The sequence below is a fragment of the Lysinibacillus contaminans genome (assembly GCF_001278945.1).
Lineage (GTDB): Bacteria > Bacillota > Bacilli > Bacillales_A > Planococcaceae > Lysinibacillus > Lysinibacillus contaminans.
Map to the genome: position 1 here is coordinate 2,374,493 of NZ_LGRV01000003.1, position 19,014 is coordinate 2,393,506.

Consider the following 19,014-nt stretch of genomic DNA (forward strand, 5'->3'; position numbering starts at 1 on the left):
TTATTCCTCCTCTTCAGCGTACATCACTTCTAGCTCTTCCTCTGTCAATACGCGTTGGATTTTTGAATCAAATAAAATACCATCTAAATGGTCGATTTCATGCAAAATAGCACGCGCATCAAAGCCACCTGCTTCAAGTTCATACACACGACCTTCACGGTCACACGCTTCGATTTTTACATATTCAGGACGTTCCACTTCACCATATAGATTAGGGAAACTTAAGCATCCCTCAACATCAACCTCAGCACCATCTGTTGTAATTACGGTAGGATTAATCATTTCTAAAATGTCACGTTCTTCGCCAAGTTCTACGATTGCCACTCGTAATGGTACATTGATTTGCGGTGCAGCAATTCCTACCCCATCATGTTCCACCATTGTGTCATATAAATCATCTAAAAGTGCGATGATTTCTTCGTTAATTTCAGTTACTTCTGCACAAGGTGTTGTTAATACTTTCGCTGGGTGTTTTACGACCTCTTTAATAGCCATTTTATTTCCTCATTTCTTCTCGTATCTAGGCTAAAGCGCCACAATGTCGAACATCCCTATGCCGCTTCGCTTTCACGCAAAAAGCAGGTGTCGCATAAACGAAGCGTTTTGCATACACGTGACACTTTAACCTTTTTTATATAGTAGACGGGTCTAAGTCGACCGTCATTAAAATGCCTTGTTTTATCCAGTCTGCGCGGTACATTGCAAGTAACCGTTGAAGCACTGGAATCAGATTTGGCTCAATTTTATATTTTATCAAACATTGATAGCGATATCTATTTTGGAGACGACTTATACTTGCTGTCGTTGGCCCGATAATCGCTACTTTCTCCGATAAATTCGCACGAAGCCAGTCAGCTGCTCGCCCTGCATATTCTGCAGCCATCATGACATCCTCATGCGACACTTGTACAAGTGCAACATAGTAATATGGCGGATAGCCTGAGCGTCTACGTAAAAACATTTCACGCTCATAAAACGGTTCATAGTCTTGCATTTTTGATAATTCAATTGCATAGTGCTCTGGCGTATACGTCTGAATAACTACTTCACCGGGTTTATCATGGCGTCCAGCGCGACCACTCACTTGCGTCAGTAGTTGGAAAGTACGTTCTGCGGCGCGATAATCGGGTAAATGCAACGACGTATCTGCACTAAGTACACCAACAAGCGTAATATTTGGGAAGTCTAACCCTTTTGCGATCATTTGCGTACCGAGTAAAATATCCGCTCGCCCTTCACCAAATGCTTGTAAAATCTCTTCATGTGCGCCCTTATGCTTTGTCGTATCGACGTCCATTCGAAGTACCCTTGCTTCAGGAAATAGCTTATAAATTTCTTCCTCAACTTTTTGGGTACCTGTACCAAAATAACGAATATGTTCACTTTGACATTGCGGACATATTTGCGGGACATGCTCCTCGTACCCACAATAGTGACATTTCAACTTTTCTTGCGTACGGTGATAGGTTAGTGAAATATCACAGTTTGGACATTGTACAACCGTTCCACAGTCCCTACATAACACAAATGATGAATAGCCACGACGATTTAAAAACAGTACCATTTGCTCCCTGCGTTCTAGTCGCAACCGTATCCCTTCAATCAGTTGTTCTGAAAACATCGAACGGTTTCCATTTTGAAGTTCTTCTCGCATATCCGCAACATAGACAGTTGGCATCGCTTGATTCATCGCACGCTGTTTCAAAGACAGCAGCGTATATACACCTTTTTTCGCACGTGCGAAAGACTCAAGGGCTGGTGTCGCACTCCCTAAAATAACCGGACACTGATAAAACTGACTACGCCAAATGGCTACATCTCGCGCATGATAACGAGGCGAGTCCTCTTGTTTATATGTTGATTCATGCTCTTCATCTAATATAATGAGTCCTATATTCGTAAACGGTGCAAAAATGGCGGACCTCGCACCTACAACAACACTTACTTTACCCTGTTGAATTTTACGCCATTCATCATACTTCTCCCCGACCGATAGCCCACTATGCATTACAGCGACCAACTCACCGAAGCGGCTACGAAAGCGCTCTGTCATTTGGGGTGTCAATGAAATTTCCGGCACGAGCATAATTGCTTCCTTACCTTCATCTAACACCTTTTGAATTGCCTGTAGATAAACTTCCGTCTTGCCACTCCCTGTCACCCCTCGGAGTAAAAAGGTCGTAGCATCTGCTGCATCCATCGATTTTGAAATAGCCTGCAATGCAACATTTTGCTCTTGTGTTAATTGTAACGATTGCGTACGTGTAACACCTTTCGTAAACGGGTCACGGTATACCTCTTCTTGCACAAATCGAGCCGCCCCTTTTTCGATAACTCCCTGTAATACAGTCGCAGTTGCACCCGTTTCTTCATACAAATGGTGTGGTGCAATAATCTCACCTAAATGTGCCTGCATCCAGATAATAAGTTGACGTTGTTTGGCTGCTCTAGACGCTGATTCTAATGCCTTTTCAAGGACCTGCATATCGCTAGTAATTTCAACCATGCGTACTTCCTTGACACTTCCTTGCTGTTTGACGATGTTTTCAATTGTCACACATCCACTTGCTATTAGTTCTTTTAATACAGGCAATAACTCCGCTTTTTCAAACTCTTTGAAGTTTGCCTTTTGCCTCTTTCCAAACAGTGTCTGTACTTCTTGTGGCAGTTTGGCTAACTCCACTTGTAAAACGGCAATTTTTTCGTATTTAGCACGTAAAGCAGATGGTAACATGACTTGCAAAGCATCGATTTCATAGCAAATGGTTTCGTTCTTTAGCCATTTTGCCATTTTCAGCATTTCTTCTGTTAGTACTGGCTCTATATCGAGAATTTGAGCAATAGGCTTGATTTTATTAGGAGGTACTTCAGTTTCATTTTTTAAGCCCACGATAAAGCCTAGTACATTTCTTGGTCCAAACGGTACTTTCACGCGACAGCCCGCTTCGATGATTTCACGCCACTCTTGTGGAACAGCATAGTCAAACGGACGGTCTACATGGTATGTAGCTACGTCAACAATGACCTCAGCTACTGAAAAACCCATTATATTCCACCTTCTAGAAGGTATGACCAAAGTGCTTCAGCAAATTGCGCACCATCTTTTGGATCAACTACTTGTCCATTTATAATCGCTTCATTACTCATCTCAATCCAGCCTGTCGATTCCACATTAAAAGATGCCTCACCTATTATTTGTTGACCAAATGTAACTGCTAGTGCGGTCTGTTCGACAGAAACTTTAGGCGTATGCTCGACTGATGGCATATTGGCTACATGAATAAGAATTGGATTCGGATATTGCTGTTTATAGCTTTCGACTTCTTCTACCAATGCATAGGCATCATGAATGCCTTCTCCTATTACTTGTACATGCGCCCCAAGACTACTAGCTTTAGTAGCGATTGCTTTACCCAACTCACCATTTGCTTTGGTACTAATCACATGCTTGTCATCAAGTGTCACACTGCATGCACCCTTTGTAACAAGTACTGTCTTACCAGCTAACGGTTTTACTTTTGGTGAAAAATAATCAAGAACAAGTGCCGTAATTTTTTCCGGCTCTTCTAATCTTCCTTTGCCGATATAGCCACATGCTAAAAAGCCCTCTGATGGCTCGATAAATCGATAGCCATCTTCTGCTAATCGTGCTAAATTGCGTTTTACTGCGGGGTGGTCGTACATATGCACATTCATCGCAGGGGCAATCCACACCGGCGCTGTTGCAGCAAGAAGCGTAGTTGTAACCATATCATCTGCAATCCCATTTGCTAATTTACCAATGACATTTGCCGTAGCAGGGGCAACAAGAATTAAATCAGCCCAGTCCGCCAAATCTATATGTGCGATCACGCTCGAATCTTTTTCATCGAAAGTATCGAAATAAACATCATTTTTAGACATCACTTGAAAGCTTAATGGATTAACAAATTGTCTTGCTGATTCTGTCATGATGACTTTTACAGTTGCACCTGCTTGCGATAATTTACTAACAAGTGCTACAGCTTTATAAACAGCAATACCACCCGACACACAAAGTAAAATGTTTTTATTCATGTCTAATGTCTTCCTTTCAAATGATAAGCTCCCAAAGGATGTTTCCTCGGGAGCTTTAAGCGTTCATTATAAATGGCTTTAAACCAATTATGTCTTTTGCGTAATTACTTAAAGATTTAGTAACATGCAAGCACGATACCAATAACTAAACACTCGAGGCTTTAACGCTATTTAGCAAAAATACATTTGCAAAATAATGTTAAATTTCGTCTTCGTAAATAGCTGACTCATCTTGTGTTACTTTTGTTAATACACCTGCTGCCACTTCTTCAAGTGCGCGACCAACAGATTTATGAGAAACATATTTGTGTAAGCGTTCAGTATTTTGTTCCTCTTGCATTTGACGAGCACGCTTAGAAGCTAAGCTCACTAAAGAATATTTTGAATCGATTTCTTTTTTTAAAGCATCTACTGATGGGTATAACATAGGTTTATTCTCCTCTCAACATTGACAAATATCTTTTTTCGACACGTTCTCTACGACAATGTTCTGCTTTAATTATAGCATTAATGCGATCACAAGCATTTGTTACTTCATCGTTTTCTACAACGTAATCGTACAAACTCATCATTTCAAGTTCTTCACTTGCTGTCGCGATCCGTTTTGAAATAACGTCCGCTGTTTCTGTCCCACGGCCAACTAAACGGTCTTTTAATTCCGTTAAACTTGGTGGTGCTAAGAAAATAAATAGTGCATCTGGTGCTTTTTCACGAATTTGTGCTGCACCTTGCACTTCGATTTCTAAAAACACATCTCGTCCTGCATCAAGTGTTTCATTGACATACGCAATCGGTGTACCGTAATAGTTGCCTACAAACTCAGCATGCTCTAGTAAGCCGCCTTGTTCAATTAATGCTTCAAATTCATCACGTGTCTTAAAGAAATAGTCTACACCATCTACTTCACCTTCGCGAGGATTTCGTGTTGTCATCGAGATGGAGTACTCATAATTCGTATTTGGCTGAGAAAATAATTCTTTACGTACTGTCCCCTTACCGACACCAGACGGGCCAGATAGGACAATTAATAATCCACGTTCTTTTATCATTTATTCTCTAAGTCTCCCTTAAATAATAGCAGATGCTTACTTTTATTCGATATTTTGAACTTGTTCACGCATCTTTTCTAAAATCGTTTTTGCTTGGACTACCGCAATGGAAGCCTCTTTTGATTGATTTTTGGAACCAATCGTATTAATTTCACGGTGCATCTCTTGCATTAAAAAGTCTAATTTACGACCGATTGATACCGTTTCTTGTAAAGTTTCTTCGAATTGGCCGATATGACTTTCAAGTCTATCCAACTCTTCTGTAATATCTACACGTTCTGCAAAAATCCCTACTTCAGCAAGTAAACGATCTTCTAAAACCGCAATCTCCGCTATTTCAGCAATCCGATTTAGTAAACGTGTACGATATTTTTCAACAGCTAACGATGAAAACGGGCGAATCTGCTCGACTTGCTCCATGAATTGCTCTTTATATTGAACGACAACTTCATGTAACTCTTGACCTTCTCGCTCACGCATTTGAATTAACTGACCTATCCCCTCTGTCACTGCATTTTCAACAGCATCCAGTAAATCTTGTGGTGATAGTTGAGGCTTTTCTTGCACAAGCGCCTGATCTAGTGATAACAGTTCTTGCATCGTCCATTTTTCTTCGAGTGGTACTTTACTCGCTAGTTGTTCTTTCGCCTTACGATACGCTTCGATTAATGACCAGTTAATATCAAACGTTTGCTCAACATTTTCTAAGTCCTTCACATAAATCATCACGTCAATTTTCCCACGTGATAACGCCTGTGTAATCAACTTTTTCGTGGAAATTTCCGCTTCAAGCCATTCTTTAGGGAATTTCGAATGAATTTCCAAAAATCGATGGTTGACTGAGCGTATTTCTACTGTTAATTGAAAGTCTCTTGTTGTTGTGACACCTCTGCCAAAACCAGTCATACTACGCACCAAGGTTAGTCACACCTTTCTTTGCATACTGAAATTATTATAACATAAGCTCTATCATTTATGGCGTCTCTCCACAAAAAATTAGACAGAGCAAAACGTAATTCTACCACAATCGAAGCTATAATTTAATATTCACCTTAAAAATGCTATGATAAACGTATTAAATAGAAAAAACAACGATGCTTACATCGTTTGAAAGAGGAATTCATATGGCATTCGACGGCTTATTCACATATTCAATGACAGCCAACTTACAACAACTTGTAAATGGCCGTATTACAAAAATACATCAACCTAATGCACAGGAAGTAGTGCTGCAAATTCGTGCCAATGGTAGCAATCATAAATTACTGTTTTCAATTCATTCTTCTTATGCACGTGTTCACTTAACTGAACAAACGATTGAAAACCCAGCAGAACCTCCTATGTTTTGTATGCTTCTACGTAAACACATAGAAGGCGGATTTATATCTTCTATTAAACAGCACGATTTTGACCGCATCATTATTTTAGAAATTGAGAGTAAAAATGAAATTGGTGACCCGATTGTTCGTCAGCTCCATGCAGAAATAATGGGACGCCATAGTAACTTACTTTTAATTGACAAAGAGCAATCTAAAATTGTCGATAGTTTAAAACATTTATCACCTTCAGTAAATAGCTTTAGAACTGTGTTACCTGGTCAGCCGTATATTGCACCACCCGCACAAGATAAATGGCACCCTTTAACAGTTTCAGATGAGCAGGTAAAGGAGTTTTTTAGCGAAGACAAAACACCAAAAGAAATAGTTGCTCAATTTTCCGGCTTCTCTCCACTACATGCCGAAGAATTAGTGTTCCGTTTAGCAAATGCGACTGATGCTGTCTCTTGCTTCAAGCAATTTATACATGAGTTTAAAGATGGTGGCGCGCAACCAACATTCATATTTGCTAATAACAAAACGTATTTTTCACCAATCTCACTTAAGCATTTACAAGGCGAAATCACTACATATCCCAATGTTCATGTATTATTAGACCGTGTCTTCTTTGCACGTGCCGAACGGGATCGCGTGAAACAACAAGCTGGTGATTTAGAACGTTGGTTGCAAAATGAAGTTGACAAACTAAAATTAAAAACGAAAAAACTACGCAAAGATTACGACCGTGCCTCAAAGCTTGACCAGTTTCAATTATATGGTGAATTACTAATGGCGAATATTTACGCATTTGAAAAAGGTGTAAAGGAAGTAACAGTCATAAACTATTACACCGAATCTAGCGAACAAATCACAATCCCTGTGAGCGAACGCAAAACACCTATAGAAAACGCACAAAGCTATTACACAAAATATACAAAAGCGAAGAATGCACTAATCATGGTCAAAGAGCAACTTGAAAAAACGGAAGAAGAAATTGCTTATCTTGAAATGCTCGCACAACAAGTACAACAAGCTTCTCCACGTGATATTGAAGAAATTCGCGAGGAATTAGCAGAGCAAGGCTATTTGAAAATGCGCCATGCGAAGAAAAAGAAAAAACCGACAAAGCCTGAGCCAGAGCGTTTCACTTCTTCAACTGGCATTCCCATTTCTGTCGGCAAAAATAACAAACAAAACGACATGCTGACTTTTAAAATCGCAAAACGCTCAGATATTTGGCTGCATACTAAAGATATCCCAGGTTCTCATGTAGTCATTCACACTACAGAGCCCGACGATACAACGTTACGGGAAGCAGCAACTCTCGCAGCTTACTTCTCAAAAGCTCGTGATTCATCTTCTGTTCCTGTAGACTATACAGAAATTCGCCAGGTGAAAAAACCGAATGGATCTAAACCAGGCTTCGTTATTTATTTTGAACAAAAGACAATCTTCATCGACCCTGATGAAACTGTCATTTTACAGTTAAAAAAACAGTCTTAACAGCTACAATAGAAATAGCTATAGTAATTAAATTATCAATGCAAAAAACTGCCCATTTCTCATATTTAGAAATGGGCAGTTTTTTATAAACGAGCTTTTAAAGTATTACCAATTAAATTATATAAGTAAAACTATAGTGCCAAACCCTCGCGTTATTTTTTGTTCCTATTTTAATAAAAATCCTACTACCCCAAGCTCTCTATCCTCATGTTTTCTCTACTTAATCTTCGTAAATCATTTTTATAACGAAAGTGCACACCAAGTCACTTAGATATTATAAACTAATGTGATTCACTCTGTGTTTTCATTATAAAAACCCACAATAGCATAATAAATATTACAAAAAAAATCTAATTAATGCACCTTTTTTCTACAAAAATAAGATTATTTACTCAAATAACAATAACTATGACTTACGAATCATTTTTTAAAACACTTTTGTATCGTCCGACAAACAATAATTTTCTATTAAATATAACACATTTTTATTTTTATTGTTTTTTCAATATTTTCAGTCATTTTAAATCAGATTATTAATACAATATCACTTTTGCAATTCAGAGCGATAAATCACATAAAATTACTATTTCACTAATTACCATATAACTCTATATTTATTTGAATCTTTTATATTTTGTGCGAAATGACTTTTTTGGTATATTAAGTATAAGCTTCACAAAGGGCTTAAATTTTGTATAAGGGGGATTCACATGACTAAGAATAAAAAGTTTTTATTACTCACAATCCTTGCAGTCTTTTCACTTGTATTAGCTGCTTGTGGCTTCGGTGGAGAAACAACTGAAAAACCAAAAGACGAAGGTAATGATTCTGACTCAACAGAAACTACTTCTTCAAAAGAACTTAACCTAATAATACCTTCTGAGCCACCATCTCTTCACCCACAGCTTGCAACAGATACTACATCTGGCGCAATCTTGATGAACGTGTTCGAAGGTTTGATTCGTTTAAACGACGACTCTAAACCAGAAGCAGCTATTGCTGAATCTTGGGAAATTAGTGATGACCAATTAACCTATACCTTTAAACTACGTGATGCACAATGGTCTAACGGTGACCCAGTTGTGGCTGGGGACTTCGAATACGCTTGGAAATGGGCACTAAACCCTAAAAATTTATCTGAGTACTCTTCGTTACTTTATGCGATTAAAGGCGGCGAAGCTTACAACCTGTACGACACTGAAAAAGGATCTGAAGAAGAATTTGCTAAATTAGCTACTGAATTAGGTGTTAAAGCTCAGGATGAAAAAACATTAGTAGTTACGTTAGAAAATCCAACACCCTACTTCTTGGAATTAGTAGCTTTCAAAACTTACCTGCCTATTAACCAAAAAGTTGTTGAAGGTAACGACAAGTGGTACACAAATGCAGACGAAAATTACGTAACGAATGGTCCATTTAATCTGGACACTTGGAAACATGACGAATCAATCGTATTGAAAAAAAATACTGACTATTGGGATGCTGCAAGCGTAGCACTTGAAACAGTAAACATTGGTATGGTTGAAAATGAAGGAACTGCTGCAACAATGTTTAAAGCTGGAGAAATTGACTACTTAGGTTCTCCATATCAAACAGTAGCACTCGATGCAATCGATGGCTTCAAAGCTGACGGTTCTTTACAAATTGTCGATTATGCGGGTATATACAACTACAAATTAAACACAACAGATAAATTCACTGGTAACGCGAATATTCGTAAAGCATTAACGCTAGCAATCGACCGTAAAACTTTAATAGACAACATTACTAAAGGTGAACAAAAACCTGCTTTAGGTATGGTCCCAACTGCAATTGCAGGTTTTGAAGAAGATCGTGGTTACTTCAAAGATAATGACATGGAAGGTGCTAAAGCAGCACTTGAAGCTGGTATGAAAGAACTTGGTATTACCGATCCAAGCGAAATTTCAATTACTATTTCTTTCAATACATCTGAAGCACATGCCGCTATCGCTCAATATATCCAAGAGGGTTGGAACAAAAACCTAGGAATTACTGTTGGTCTTGACAATGCTGAATGGCAAGTTTACCTAGAGAAACTTAACGTTCTTGATTACCAAGCAGGTCGTCTTGGTTGGATCGCTGACTACAACGACGCTTATACATTCCTAGAAATGTACAATACAGCTGACAACGGTAACAATGATACTGGTTGGGAAAATGCAGAATACACTGCCTTAATGAAACAATCAGTTTCTGAAACTGATCCTGCAAAACGTTTAGAAATCATGAAAAAAGCAGAATCAATCGCCGTAGCGGAATTCCCAGTAGCACCTATCTACTACTACACAAACCTTTATGTTAAAAATGAAAAGGTGTCTAATATGTTCCCTAATGCTCTCGGAGATATTCAACTTAAATCAGTTGACGTTAAATAATTCAGAAATTTTAAGTTTTTTATAAAGCTCTACAACGAAGAGCTGACTCGTAGTCGACTTCGGCACGAGTCAGCTCTTTTTAATTTTAAATTTGAACATATATTACGCTAATGCGTAATTAATAAAATATGAAGGCATTTATTTGTCAGAAAATTGATTGGAGGAAGGAGGAGTTTATGTGATTAATTACATTTTGAGAAGACTAATGTATATACTTCTTGCACTATTCGTCATCATAACAATTACGTTTTTCTTAATGCGTCTTGCTCCCGGTAGTCCCTTTGCAAGTGAACGCAATTTCCCTCCTCAAATTGAGGAAAATTTAAACAAAACCTACGGATTAGATAACCCTTGGTACATTCAATATAAAGATTATTTAGTGGATTCTGCTACGTTCAATTTCGGTGAGTCCATGAAGTATAAGGCACGTTCTACAAATGATATGATTTCGGAAAGCTTTCCTGTATCCTTAACGCTTGGAATAGAAGCTATGTTACTAGCAGTGGGTTTTGGTGTATTAATAGGCGCATTTTCAGCGCTATACCATAATAAGTTCCCAGATTATTTAGCAACATCCTTTGCGGTACTTGGTATTTCTGTACCCTCTTTCATTTTGGCAGGATTAATGCAATATTTCTTAGCGTATGAACTAAAATTATTTCCCATCAGCGGTTGGAAAGGCTTCAGCTATAGTGTCCTACCAGCATTAGCGATCGCCTTTACGCATATGGGCTTTATCGCCAAATTAACACGTTCCAGCATGCTTGAGCAAAACAATAGTGATTACGTAAAAATGGCACGTGCCAAAGGGCTTGGTAAATGGACGATTGTCTACCGCCATACATTACGTAATGCCCTTTTACCAGTAGTCACTTACTTAGGCCCACTCACAGCGGGTGTGGTAACAGGTAGTTTCATCGTAGAACATATTTTTGCAATCCCCGGTCTTGGTAAACACTTTGTTCAAAGCATTACAAACCGTGACTATACGGTAATCATGGGAACAACCGTGTTCTATTCAATTATCCTTTTATTTGCGGTATTAATTGTTGATATTTTATACAGTTTTATTGATCCGCGGATTAAATTGAAGGGAGCGAAAAAATCATGACACTACAACAGCTCGAAAAAGATAGATTTAAAATCGTCGGTGGTAATCATGAAGCAACTGAAAAGCTAGCTGAAAAATCTGTCTCGTTTTGGAAAGAAGTATCTATCCGCTTTACACATAATAAAATAGCTATTATAGGCATAATCGCTTTAGTTATCATCATTTTAATGGCAACATTCGTACCGTGGTTCTCTCCATATAAAGCCAGTGATCAACTAGGTGTTTATAATGCCCCACCATCTGCACAGTTTTGGTTTGGAACTGACGATTTAGGTCGTGATATTTTCGTTCGTGTTTGGGCAGGTGCACGTATTTCTCTATTAATTGGAATTTCTGCCGCTGTCATTGACTTAATCATTGGTGTTCTTTGGGGAAGTATTTCTGGTTTAGCTGGTGGTCGTGTTGATAATATTATGATGCGTATAGCCGATGTTTTAACAGCCGTACCTTATCTCTTAGTCGTAATTGTTTTATTAGTAGTGATGGAGGCCGGTATCATTCCAATGATTATCGCCCTATCAATCACCGGATGGATTAATATGGCTCGAATCGTCCGTGGGGAAGTATTATCAATTAAAAACCAAGAATATGTACTTGCTGCACGTACACTAGGTGCAAACACATGGCATTTAATATTAAAACATTTAATTCCAAATGCGCTGGGTGCGATTTTAGTAACGATGACATTGACAATTCCAACCGCTATATTCACAGAATCATTCCTTAGCTACCTTGGCCTGGGGGTTCCTGCTCCTAAAGCTTCTTGGGGAACAATGGCATCTGAAGGAAATAAAGCAATTGCAAATGCACCTTGGCGATTGATTTTCCCTGCAGTATTTATCTCACTAACTATTTTTGCATTTAATGCTGTCGGTGACGGCTTACGTGATGCACTCGATCCAAAACTACGTAAATAAGGAGGTGGCAAAAAATGAGTAAAACAATTTTGGAAGTGAAAGATTTAAAAGTGAACTTCAAAACATATGCAGGTATTGTTCATGCAGTCCGTGGCGTTACCTTCGATTTAAAAGAAGGAGAAACACTCGCAATCGTTGGTGAATCAGGTTCGGGTAAAAGTGTTACAAGTAACGCACTCATGAAATTAATTCCCCAGCCACCTGGTATTTATGAGTCAGGACAAATTTTGTTTAACGGTCGCGATCTAATTCCGTTATCCGAAAAAGAAATGTCAAAAATTCGCGGCAATGATATTGCTATGATCTTTCAGGACCCTATGACAAGCCTTAATCCAACTATGAAGGTCGGACGTCAAATAACTGAAGTTATTCTTCAGCATAAAAAAGTGTCGAGTACTGATGCAAAGAAGCGTGCGATTGAATTATTAACGCAAGTTGGGATTCCATTCCCTGAAAAACGTTATAAGCAATACCCGCACGAGTTTTCAGGTGGTATGCGTCAGCGTGTTGTGATAGCCATTGCCCTTGCAGCCGATCCAAAGCTACTGATCGCTGATGAACCAACAACTGCTCTTGACGTAACAATCCAAGCACAAATTTTAGAGTTAATGAAGGAAATCCAAAAAACGTCGAAAACATCGATCATCTTCATTACCCATGACTTAGGTGTTGTAGCGAACGTTGCAGACCGTGTTGCCGTTATGTATGCGGGCCAAATCGTCGAGTACGGTACTGCTAATGATATTTTCTATAATCCTAAACACCCTTACACTTGGGGTTTACTCGGCTCAATGCCATACTTAGATAATGACTCAAACGAATTATTACGTACGATACCTGGTTCACCGCCGGATTTAATTCACCCACCAAAAGGTGATGCATTTGCAGCGCGTAATGAGTTTGCAATGGCCATTGACTATGAAAAAGAGCCACCTATGTTCCAAGTGAGCGACACGCATTTCGCAAAATCTTGGCTACTCCATCCCGATGCGCCAAAAATCCCAATTCCCGATGCTGTTGCAAAACGTATCGAAGGCTTTTTAGCAAAGGAGGCGGAGTTCAATGGTTAATACGGCGAAAAAAATTCTCGAAATTAAAAACTTAAAACAATATTTTGGTCCAGCTAATAATCCCATAAAAGCAGTAGATGGCATTAGCTTCGACATTTATGAAGGGGAAACACTTGGACTGGTAGGTGAATCTGGTTGCGGTAAATCGACAACAGGTCGCTCTATCATTCGTCTGTACGATATTACAGAAGGAGAAATCACTTTCGATGGCGAAAATGTGCATGGGCAAAAATCTAAAGATGAGTTAAAAAATTTTAACCGTCAAATGCAAATGATTTTCCAAGATCCTTACGCTTCATTAAACCCTCGTATGACCGCTGGGGAAATCATTAGTGAAGGTTTTCAAATTCATGGTCTATATAAAGACAAAAAAGAACGACGCGAAAAAGTAAATCAACTCCTTGAAGCAGTCGGTTTAAACAAAGAACACGCCAACCGTTATGCCCACGAGTTCTCTGGGGGTCAACGTCAACGTATTGGTATCGCGCGTGCACTGAGCTTAAATCCTAAATTCATCATTGCGGACGAACCTATTTCAGCGCTAGACGTATCGATTCAAGCACAGGTTGTTAACCTATTAAAACAACTTCAAAAAGAGCTTGGTCTCACTTATCTTTTCATCGCTCATGATTTATCGATGGTGAAATATATAAGCGATCGTATCGCTGTTATGTATCGTGGTAAAATTGTAGAAATTGGCAAGGCAGATGATATTTATAATCATCCTGTTCATCCATATACAAAATCATTACTTTCAGCAATCCCACTTCCAGACCCTATGTCAGAGAAACGGCGCCAACGTATTCCGTACAAGCATGCAGAAGTTGATGACAGTGCTACGTATCATGAAGTTGGCGAACAACATTACGTATACGGTACAGCTGATTTAGTAAAAAACTGGGGCGACAAAAAATAATAACTTTACTATCCTTCCATTGGAGTTTTCTGGTGGAAGGATATTTTTTGTATATCCTATAAGCTGAAATAAGAGTATTAGGATCGTGTTCCCCTAAGAGAACGCACTTTCTATAGTGCGACTTATAATCAATTAGTAGTTCAACCCAGTTGTTTAGCTTTTAAAAATCATCACCTAAATATGGATTAGCCAGACTTAAAAAGCGGTCAATCCCTAGCTCGACCGTCCATGCTAACGCATCAATTACTGAGATATTAAATGGAGCTCCCGCAAGTGCCATAAATACTGAAATGATTTCCACAGCTGTCGAAGAAACACAGCAACAATGTAACAAATATAGGCTGTTGCTATTAAGCTAAGTTAAAATTCATTAGATTGATAGAACCAAATTATACAATTTATGTTTTTAATGTATCTTTTTGTATCCGCAATGACTAAATAAATTATATTAGTAAAATTTTTATACAAGGCTTAAAACGAGGTTTCCTTCAGCTGGTTTAATAAAAATCAACTCCCCCTCTTTCTATCTCTTCATATTTCCTCTTTTTGATTTTCAATTACATAGGACTAAATACGTGTAGAACACGTCACATAAACATTATTTTTAAATCACATTAATTAAACATTTTAGAACAATGGTAATCGACATTTTTCGTAATTACCAATTATTACCCTATTAATTTCAACGTTTTTCTACAAAATACAATAAATACCTTAAGGTATTACAACTAGGTCTTTTGAATCATTTTTGACAAACATCTTGTATTATCTGAAAAATATGACTTTTCTATTAATTTTAGCATTTTTTTATCTTTATTGTTTTTTTGTTATTAAAAATAGAATTTAATCATTTTTTTATCATTTTTTCACTTTCATAATTTACCATACTAAATTATAAATAGTTATTATTTTTCGTATTGTCAGATAATACTAAATTAATTAGAATCTTTTTTATTTTGTATACAAAGATTTTTTGATATATTAAATACAAGCTTCATAGTGGGCTTAAAAATTGTATATGGGGGATTTATATGAATAAGAACAAAAAGTTTTTATTACTAACAGTACTTGCAGCACTTTCATTAGTATTAGCTGCATGTGGCTTTGGTGGAGATTCGGCTGAAAAATCATCAGACGATAAAAAAGAATCTGGTTCATCTAAAGAGTTAAATTTAGTAATACCTTCTGAACCACCATCTTTACACCCACAACTTGCAACTGATTCTACATCAAGTGCAGTACTAATTAACGTGTTTGAAGGTTTATACCGTTTAAATGCTGAAGGTACACCAGAACCAGCTATGGCTGAATCTGTTGAAATTAGCGATGATAAATTAACTTACACGTTTAATTTACGTGATGCAAAATGGTCTAACGGAGATTCAGTTGTAGCTGGCGACTTTGAATATGCTTGGAAATGGGCATTAAACCCAGAAAATCTTTCTGAGTATGCTTCTGTATTCTACTCAATTAAAGGCGCTGAAGCTTACAACTTAGGAGAAGGTTCTGTAGAAGAAGTTGGCATTAAAGCTGAAGACGACAAAACATTAGTCGTTACTCTAGCAAATCCAACAGAATATTTCCTAGAGTTAACAGCATTCAAAACTTTCTTACCTATCAATCAAAAAGTCGTTGACGGCAATAAAGATTGGTATGCAGATGCTGGTGAAAATTTCGTAACAAACGGTCCATTCACATTAGCTGATTGGAAACATAGTGATTCAATGGTTCTTAAGAAAAACGCAGATTATTGGGATGCTGCTAACGTAGCTCTTGAAACAGTAAACATTGGTATGGTTGAAAATGAAGCTACTGCTGCAACAATGTTTAAAGGTGGAGAAATCGACTACTTAGGGGCTCCATATCAAACAGTAGCTCTTGACTCTATCGATGAATTTAAAAAGAATGATGCTTTACGCATCAATGACTTTGCTTCAATCTACTGGTACAAATTTAATACTACTGACGAAATTACTGGAAATGCTAACATCCGAAAAGCACTTACTCTAGCAATCGATCGTCAAAGTTTAATTGACAATGTTACTAAAGGTGAACAAACACCTGCTTTAGGTATGGTACCAAATGCAATTTCTAGCTTTGAAGAAGACCGTGGGTACTTTAAAGACAACGATATCGAGGGTGCAAAGGCTGCACTTGAAGCTGGTATGAAAGAACTTGGTATTACTGATCCAAAAGATATCAAAGTAAACATCTCTATGAATACAAGTGAAGCACATGCTGCTATCGCTCAATTCATCCAAGAAGGTTGGAGTAAAAACCTTGGAATTACTGTAGGTCTTGATAACTCTGAATGGCAAGTTTACTTAGAAAAACTTAACCAGTTAGATTATCAAGTTGGTCGTATGGGTTGGACTGCTGACTACAACGATGCTTACTCATTCTTAGAACAATACATTACAGCTGACAACGGTAACAATGATACTGGTTGGGAAAATGCTGAGTACAAAAAATTAATGCAACAATCTCTTGTTGAAACAGATTCAGCAAAACGTTTAGACATCTTAAAACAAGCTGAAGAAATTGCAATGACTGAATTCCCAATTGCGCCTATCTATTACTACACGAACCTTTCAGTAGTAAACGAGAAAGTGTCTAACATGGATCCAGATCGTCTTGGTAACATCCAGCTTAAACATGTTGATGTAAAATAATTCTTTTCATAATTAATTTTTCGAAAATTTTGTTTTAGGCTCTAGATCTAGGAGCTGCCTCGTAGTCGACTTCGGCTCGAGTCAGCTCTTTTTAAAATACGAAGGCATATATTTGTCTGAAAATTGACAAATAGAAGGAGGAGTTTTAGGTGATTAAATATATTTTGAAAAGGCTGATGTATATACTTCTCGCGCTTTTCGTCATCGTAACGGTTACGTTTTTCTTAATGCGTCTTGCTCCAGGTAGCCCCTTTGCGAGTGAACGTAATTTCCCGCCACAAATTGAGGAAAAGTTAAACGAAACGTATGGATTAAATAACCCTTGGTACATTCAATATAAAGATTATTTAATCGATACGGCCACTTTCAATTTCGGTGAATCAATGAAGTATAAAGCGCGCTCTACAAATGATATGATTTCTGAAAGTTTCCCAGTTTCTTTAACACTAGGGATTCAAGCTATGCTTTTGGCAGTTGGATTCGGTGTGTTAATAGGCGTATTTTCCGCGCTTTATCATAATAGGTTCCCAGATTATTTGGCAACGTCCTTTGCGGTACTCGGTATTTCTGTTCCATCGTTCATTTTGGCCGGCTTAATGCAGTACTTTTTAGCATATAAACTTGGTTGGTTCCCGATTAGCGGGTGGAAAGGATTTGTATATAGTATACTGCCAGCAACAGCTATTGCCTTCACACATATGGGCTTTATCGCAAAATTAACACGTTCAAGTATGCTTGAACAAAACAATAGTGATTACGTCAAAATGGCGCGTGCCAAAGGTCTAGGTAAATGGACAGTCGTTTTCCGTCATACATTACGTAACGCACTACTACCAGTTGTTACATACTTAGGTCCACTAACAGCGGGTGTGGTAACAGGGAGTTTTATCGTAGAACAAATTTTCGCAATCCCAGGTCTTGGTAAACACTTTGTTCAAAGTATTACAAACCGTGACTACACTGTAATTATGGGAACAACGGTGTTCTACTCAATCATCCTTTTATTTGCGGTATTAATTGTCGATATTTTATACAGCGTTATTGATCCGCGAATTAAGTTGAAGGGAGCGAAAAAATAATGTTACAAAAACAGGTAGACAAAGAAATGTTTAAAATTGTCGGTGGCAACCATGAAGCTACTGAAAAACTCGCAGATACATCTGTTTCCTTCTGGAAGGAAGTATCGCTTCGATTTACACACAATAAAATGGCAATACTCGGTGTTATTGTGTTAATTATTATTGTCTTAATGGCTACCTTTGTTCCAATGTTGTCACCATACAAAGCAAGTGATCAGCTTGGTGTCTATAATGCTCCCCCCTCTGCACAGTTCTGGTTTGGAACAGATGATTTAGGTCGTGATATTTTTGTTCGAGTTTGGGATGGCGCGCGTATTTCCCTATTCATCGGGATTGCAGCAGCTATCATTGACTTAATAATCGGCGTTCTATGGGGTAGTATTTCTGGTTTAGCTGGCGGTCGTGTTGATAATATTATGATGCGTATCGCAGATGTATTAACAGCGGTCCCTTACCTTTTAGTTGTTATAGTACTTTTAGTGGTAATGGAACCAGGTATAATTCCAATGATTATCGCCCTTTCAATTACTGGCTGGATTAATATGGCTCGAATCGTCCGTGGGGAAGTATTATCCATTAAAAATCAAGAATACGTACTTGCTGCACGTACATTAGGTGCGAACACGTGGCACTTAATATTAAAACATTTAATTCCAAATGCACTTGGTGCGATTTTAGTCACAATGACGTTAACCATTCCATCTGCTATTTTCACAGAATCATTCCTTAGCTACCTGGGTCTTGGGGTTCCTGCTCCTGATGCAAGTTGGGGAACAATGGCATCTGAAGGTAATAAAGCAATTGCCAATGCGCCTTGGCGTTTGATTTTCCCAGCAGTATTCATTTCACTAACAATTTTCGCATTTAACGCTATTGGTGACGGCTTACGTGATGCACTTGATCCAAAACTACGTAAATAAGGAGGTGGC

At 38.1% G+C, this 19,014-nt stretch carries 15 protein-coding genes; 9 read left to right on the forward strand and 6 right to left on the reverse strand.

All coding sequences use genetic code 11. The annotated features are described in order from the left end of the window. From def to AEA09_RS13730, 6 genes are all read right to left on the reverse strand, one after another. A complete protein-coding gene (def, locus tag AEA09_RS13705; RefSeq protein WP_053584394.1) occupies positions 1–495 on the reverse strand; it encodes a peptide deformylase in 495 nt (164 codons plus the stop codon). A gap of 136 nt (positions 496–631) precedes the next feature. Further along, positions 632–3,046, reverse strand: coding sequence for a primosomal protein N' (gene priA, locus AEA09_RS13710; protein ID WP_053584395.1), 2,415 nt, complete (start codon positions 3,044–3,046; stop codon positions 632–634). After that, positions 3,046–4,056: a bifunctional phosphopantothenoylcysteine decarboxylase/phosphopantothenate--cysteine ligase CoaBC gene (coaBC, locus tag AEA09_RS13715; protein WP_053584396.1), complete on the reverse strand. Its 1,011-nt coding sequence runs from the start codon at positions 4,054–4,056 to the stop codon at positions 3,046–3,048. The genes priA and coaBC overlap by 1 nt, the downstream gene beginning before the upstream one ends. A 199-nt stretch (positions 4,057–4,255) precedes the next feature. After that, positions 4,256–4,483, reverse strand: a complete 228-nt coding sequence (gene rpoZ / locus AEA09_RS13720) for a DNA-directed RNA polymerase subunit omega (RefSeq protein ID WP_053584397.1) — start codon at positions 4,481–4,483, stop codon at positions 4,256–4,258. A 4-nt stretch (positions 4,484–4,487) separates the two neighbouring features. Continuing rightward, complete coding sequence (gmk, locus tag AEA09_RS13725) at positions 4,488–5,105, reverse strand: guanylate kinase (RefSeq protein ID WP_053584398.1); 618 nt, start codon at positions 5,103–5,105, stop codon at positions 4,488–4,490. 42 nt (positions 5,106–5,147) lie between these two features. Then, on the reverse strand, positions 5,148–6,023 hold the full coding sequence (locus tag AEA09_RS13730; RefSeq protein ID WP_053584399.1) for a YicC/YloC family endoribonuclease: 876 nt from the start codon (positions 6,021–6,023) through the stop codon (positions 5,148–5,150). Positions 6,024–6,229: 206 nt separating this feature from the next. On the opposite strand from AEA09_RS13730, the gene AEA09_RS13735 reads away from it, so the two are divergent. From AEA09_RS13735 to AEA09_RS13775, 9 genes are all read left to right on the forward strand, one after another. After that, the gene (locus AEA09_RS13735) at positions 6,230–7,924 is read left to right on the forward strand and encodes an Rqc2 family fibronectin-binding protein (RefSeq protein ID WP_053584400.1); all 1,695 of its coding nucleotides are present in this window, start codon (positions 6,230–6,232) and stop codon (positions 7,922–7,924) included. A gap of 710 nt (positions 7,925–8,634) precedes the next feature. Beyond that, the gene (locus AEA09_RS13740) at positions 8,635–10,320 is read left to right on the forward strand and encodes a peptide ABC transporter substrate-binding protein (RefSeq protein ID WP_053584401.1); all 1,686 of its coding nucleotides are present in this window, start codon (positions 8,635–8,637) and stop codon (positions 10,318–10,320) included. Between the two features lie 178 nt (positions 10,321–10,498). Next, positions 10,499–11,431: an ABC transporter permease gene (locus AEA09_RS13745; protein ID WP_053584402.1), complete on the forward strand. Its 933-nt coding sequence runs from the start codon at positions 10,499–10,501 to the stop codon at positions 11,429–11,431. Further along, a complete protein-coding gene (locus AEA09_RS13750; RefSeq protein ID WP_053584403.1) occupies positions 11,428–12,348 on the forward strand; it encodes an ABC transporter permease in 921 nt (306 codons plus the stop codon). Before AEA09_RS13745 ends, AEA09_RS13750 begins: the two co-directional genes overlap by 4 nt. Before the next feature lie 14 nt (positions 12,349–12,362). Continuing rightward, complete coding sequence (locus AEA09_RS13755; RefSeq protein ID WP_053584404.1) at positions 12,363–13,418, forward strand: ABC transporter ATP-binding protein; 1,056 nt, start codon at positions 12,363–12,365, stop codon at positions 13,416–13,418. After that, a complete protein-coding gene (locus AEA09_RS13760; protein ID WP_053584405.1) occupies positions 13,411–14,334 on the forward strand; it encodes an ABC transporter ATP-binding protein in 924 nt (307 codons plus the stop codon). Before AEA09_RS13755 ends, AEA09_RS13760 begins: the two co-directional genes overlap by 8 nt. A 1,031-nt stretch (positions 14,335–15,365) precedes the next feature. After that, entirely contained in the window at positions 15,366–17,006 is a 1,641-nt protein-coding gene (locus AEA09_RS13765) for a peptide ABC transporter substrate-binding protein (RefSeq protein ID WP_053584406.1), read from the forward strand. 149 nt (positions 17,007–17,155) lie between these two features. Continuing rightward, positions 17,156–18,085, forward strand: coding sequence for an ABC transporter permease (locus AEA09_RS13770; RefSeq protein ID WP_053584407.1), 930 nt, complete (start codon positions 17,156–17,158; stop codon positions 18,083–18,085). Beyond that, on the forward strand, positions 18,085–19,005 hold the full coding sequence (locus AEA09_RS13775; RefSeq protein WP_053584408.1) for an ABC transporter permease: 921 nt from the start codon (positions 18,085–18,087) through the stop codon (positions 19,003–19,005). The genes AEA09_RS13770 and AEA09_RS13775 overlap by 1 nt, the downstream gene beginning before the upstream one ends. Positions 19,006–19,014: the final 9 nt, after the last annotated feature.

Coding starts and splice junctions, on each gene's coding strand:
- def (WP_053584394.1), bottom strand. CDS start 495: ATGGCTATTAAAGAGGTCGTAAAACACCCAGCGAAAGTATTAACAACA.
- AEA09_RS13750 (WP_053584403.1), top strand. CDS start 11,428: ATGACACTACAACAGCTCGAAAAAGATAGATTTAAAATCGTCGGTGGT.
- gmk (WP_053584398.1), bottom strand. CDS start 5,105: ATGATAAAAGAACGTGGATTATTAATTGTCCTATCTGGCCCGTCTGGT.
- rpoZ (WP_053584397.1), bottom strand. CDS start 4,483: ATGTTATACCCATCAGTAGATGCTTTAAAAAAAGAAATCGATTCAAAA.
- AEA09_RS13765 (WP_053584406.1), top strand. CDS start 15,366: ATGAATAAGAACAAAAAGTTTTTATTACTAACAGTACTTGCAGCACTT.
- priA (WP_053584395.1), bottom strand. CDS start 3,046: ATGGGTTTTTCAGTAGCTGAGGTCATTGTTGACGTAGCTACATACCAT.
- AEA09_RS13760 (WP_053584405.1), top strand. CDS start 13,411: ATGGTTAATACGGCGAAAAAAATTCTCGAAATTAAAAACTTAAAACAA.
- AEA09_RS13735 (WP_053584400.1), top strand. CDS start 6,230: ATGGCATTCGACGGCTTATTCACATATTCAATGACAGCCAACTTACAA.
- AEA09_RS13740 (WP_053584401.1), top strand. CDS start 8,635: ATGACTAAGAATAAAAAGTTTTTATTACTCACAATCCTTGCAGTCTTT.
- AEA09_RS13755 (WP_053584404.1), top strand. CDS start 12,363: ATGAGTAAAACAATTTTGGAAGTGAAAGATTTAAAAGTGAACTTCAAA.
- AEA09_RS13775 (WP_053584408.1), top strand. CDS start 18,085: ATGTTACAAAAACAGGTAGACAAAGAAATGTTTAAAATTGTCGGTGGC.
- coaBC (WP_053584396.1), bottom strand. CDS start 4,056: ATGAATAAAAACATTTTACTTTGTGTGTCGGGTGGTATTGCTGTTTAT.